2 protein-coding genes are annotated in these 4,162 nt (G+C 37.3%); both read left to right on the top strand.

What is annotated here, in order from left to right; all coding sequences use genetic code 11:
- Positions 1–982 (top strand): GEVED domain-containing protein (locus tag ABJD27_RS07675; protein WP_348202022.1); only part of this gene is annotated, 982 nt, incomplete at its 5' end.
- A 279-nt stretch (positions 983–1,261) separates the two neighbouring features.
- Positions 1,262–4,162, top strand: a 2,901-nt coding sequence (locus ABJD27_RS07670) for a M36 family metallopeptidase (protein ID WP_348167457.1), incomplete at its 3' end; no start/stop codon positions are given.

Raw genomic sequence — 4,162 nt, 5'->3', positions numbered from 1 at the left:
TGATTATCATATGTTTGGATCTACTGATGGAGGTAGTGTAGACTTAGAAGTAAGTACTGATAATGGAACTTCATGGACGAGTATCTGGAACCAAACAGGAAATCAAGGAAACCAATGGAACAACGTTAGTATTGATCTTGCAGCTTACCTAGGTGGTGCTATTCAACTACGTTTTAACCGTGTAACTGGTGGTACTTGGCAATCTGATGTTGCTATAGATAACACACAGCTTGTTGCTGGAGGCGGAGGTAATCCAAATCCACCATCTGGATACTGTGCATCTAATGGAAACAATACAAACGATGAATATATTAGTCGTGTACAAATAGGAAGTATTGATAATGCAACTGGAGCTTCTGCTGGAGGTTATGGTGATTTCACTAATCTTTCTACAAACCTAAGCAACAGTAATACAATTACTATTACTCCTACTTGGACAGGTACTATTTATAATGAAGCGTATAGTGTATGGGTAGATTGGAATAGAGATGGTGATTTTGGAGATGCAGGAGAGCAAGTACTTAGTCAGGCTCCTACGCAAGCAACACCTATCACTGGCACATTTGGCATACCATCTGGAGCATCAGTAGGACCAACAAGAATGCGTGTATCTCTTAAGTATAATGCAGCTCAAACTCCTTGTGAGAGTTTCCAATACGGTGAGGTTGAAGATTATATCGTAAATATAGGCGCTACTACAACAAACACTTCATTCTCAGATACAAATGCTACTAACAATACTGCTCCTGTAGCTTCTTTTGACTTTAGTATTTCTCCTAATCCAGTTACTAGAGGTCAGCTATCTGTAAATGTAGTTGGAGCAGATGCAGAGCATTATGCTATCTATAACATGTTAGGTCAGGTTGTTAGATCTGGAACTTTCAGTAGTACATTGGATGTTTCTAGACTTAAGTCTGGAGTATATATTATAGAAGTAATCGTAGGTAATGAAACTCATAATAAGAGATTCATTAAAAAATAATATTACTTGAACACTACAAAATTAGTGTTAAGAAAAACCCGGTATCATATTGATATCGGGTTTTTTGTTTTTAAGAAGTAGCATTATATAAAACCTATCGAATTAGTAGATTTTTGTTTAACGTTTTTGCGAAAAAATTAAATCTTAAAAAAATCTTAAAAAAAATTGTGTGTTTCATCGATTAAATTTCATTTATCTTTAAATAATCACGTTTTTTATGTAAAAATTTTGAATATTTAATAAACAAGTTCCTAATTAACTTATAAATTATCAATAATTATGAAAAAAATGTACACATTCTTCTTAGCGGCTTTTCTGTTAGGATCAACTGCAATTGCGCAGAATATGGACGGTATTGTCCATAAGTATCTGAGCAATCATGCTGGAAAAGCTGAGACTGGTTTTACATCTCAAGATGCATCAGAATGGAAAGTAACAGATATTGTTCCTTCTTTAAATCCAGAAATACAACACATATATGTGCAACAAGTTTATCAAGGAGTGCCTATTGAGAATGGGCGATTCAAACTTACTGTAAAGGGTGGTGAAGTTACTTGGTCTATAAATCAATTTATAGGAGATGTAGCTACTAAAGCTGCAAGTACTTCATTAAATATTTCTCCTGAAAATGCTATTATGAAACTGGTTAGTGAGCATCGTTTAAGTGCTCCGACAAAACTTCAACCATCTTATAAAGGTGCAAACACTTTAGTTTATGAAGATTCTGGAATTAGTATAGAGCCTATCCAAGTAGATAAAGTATATATGTCTATAGATGGTGCTTTAAAACTTGCTTGGAAAGTAAGTTTATACCAACTAGATGGACAACACTGGTGGAATGCTCTTATCGATGGATCAGGAACAATTCTTCATACAGAAGACTGGGTTGTAAGCTGTAGCTTTGGAACACCAGATCACGAAAATCACAACCATATAAATACAGAAGAAACTGTAGAAATGGGACCTGTTGAATATACGATGACTTCAGTAGATGCTACTTTAGTTGGTGGAGGTTCTTACAACGTATATCCATTAGGTATTGAAAGCCCTAGTCATGGTAATCGTGTTATTGTAACAGATCCTGCAAATGCAACAGCTTCTCCTTTTGGATGGCATGACACCAACGGAGCTGCTGGAGCAGAATTTACAACAACTAGAGGAAATAATGTTCTTGCACAAGATGATACTAATGGTAATAATGGAAGTGGTGCTACTCCTAATGGAGGAAGTGGATTAAATTTTGATTTCCCATTAAACTTAAATAATAATCCATCAACATTTTTACCAGCTGCAACAACAAACTTATTCTATTGGAATAACATTATGCATGATGTATGGTATCAATATGGTTTTAATGAAGCGTCTGGTAATTTCCAAGAAAACAACTACGGAAATGGTGGGGCTGGAAGTGATTCTGTAAATGCAGATGCACAAGATGGAAGTGGAACTAACAATGCTAATTTTGCTACACCGCCAGATGGAAGCAATCCAAGAATGCAAATGTTCTTATTTACAAATCCAACTAGAGATGGAGATTTAGACAATGTAATTATTGCTCACGAATATGGTCACGGTATTTCTACACGTCTTGTAGGAGGACCAGGTACAAATGCATTAGGAGGTTCTGAACAAATGGGTGAAGGATGGTCTGATTGGTTTGGTTTAGTTATGACAATTCGTCCAGGAGATACTAGAAATACTGCAAGAGGTGTCGGCACCTATGCGATAGGACAAGGTACTGATGGTGCTGGAATTCGTCCAACAAGATATTCGACAGACTTTGCTGTAAATAGTACAGATTATAATGATGTATCAAGTTTAGTTGTTCCTCACGGAGTAGGATATGGTTTTGCTACTATTTTATGGGATATGACTTGGGATCTTATTGATCAAGAAGGATATGACAGTAATCAATATACTGGTACAGGCGGAAATAATATTGCTATGGCACTTGTTACTGAAGGACTTAAAAACACAGCAAATAATCCAGGGTATGTATCTGGACGTGATGGTATTCTTCAAGCAGATCAAGACCTTTACGGAGGTCAATATAACTGTTTAATTTGGGATGCCTTTGCAAGAAGAGGTGTTGGTGTAGATGCTGTTGAAAATACAAATGGAGGAACAAACACAAATACAGATCAAACTGCTTCATTTACAAGCGGATGTTCAGGACCACCACCGCCAGCAACTTGTGATTCTACAGTAGCTAGTTTCCCATATAATGAAGGTTTTGAAAACACATTAGGTGCTTGGACGCAAGATACTAGTGATGATTTTGATTGGACTCTTAGAACTGGAGGGACTCCTTCTAATAGTACTGGTCCTTCTGGAGCTTTTGAAGGTACTCATTATGTATATGTTGAGGCATCTAGTCCTAACTTTGGAGGAAATACAACTATTTTAAACTCTCCTTGTTTTAATCTTGCTGGTGTAAATGCACCTACAGCTAACTTCCATTATCAAATGACAGGTAACTCTGTAGGGACGATTAGACTGGAAGCTAGACTTGATGGTGAAAATACATGGACTGAAATATGGACTCAATCCGGAGATCAAGGAGCGGCTTGGATAAATCAAGATGTTGATCTTGCTGCTTATAGTGGTAATACAGTACAATTACGTTTTAGAGGTACAACAAATACTTCTTGGCAAGGTGATATCGCTATTGATGCTTTTGGAATTGAAGGTACTGCAGCTGCAGATACTCAAGCACCTACAGTGCCTACAAACTTAGCTGTAACAGGAGTAACAACTTCTAGTGTAGCTCTTTCTTGGAATGCATCTACTGATAATGTAGGAGTAACTGCTTATGACGTTTTTCAAGGAGGTAATAATCTTGGAGAAGTAACTGGAACTACTGCAAACGTTACTGGTCTTGCTGAAGGAACAACATTCCAATTCTCTGTAAGAGCAAAAGATGCTGCTGGTAATGTATCTGCAAATAGTAATACTGTATCTGCAACTACAGATACTACACCTCCACCACCAGGCGGATGTGTAGGTGGAGAAAGTGCTCCATACTCAGAAAGTTTTGAGGCTAATATCGGACTTTGGTCGCAAGGCGGAGGCGATGATCTTAACTGGACTCGTGATTCTGGAGGAACACCTTCTAATAATACAGGACCTTCTTCTGGTGCAGATGGAGCCTTCTATATGTATGTAGAGGCTTCTGGTAAC

The sequence above is a fragment of the Dokdonia sp. genome (genome assembly GCF_039945015.1).
Lineage (GTDB): Bacteria > Bacteroidota > Bacteroidia > Flavobacteriales > Flavobacteriaceae > Dokdonia.
This window is presented reverse-complemented; position numbering and strand designations above follow the sequence as displayed.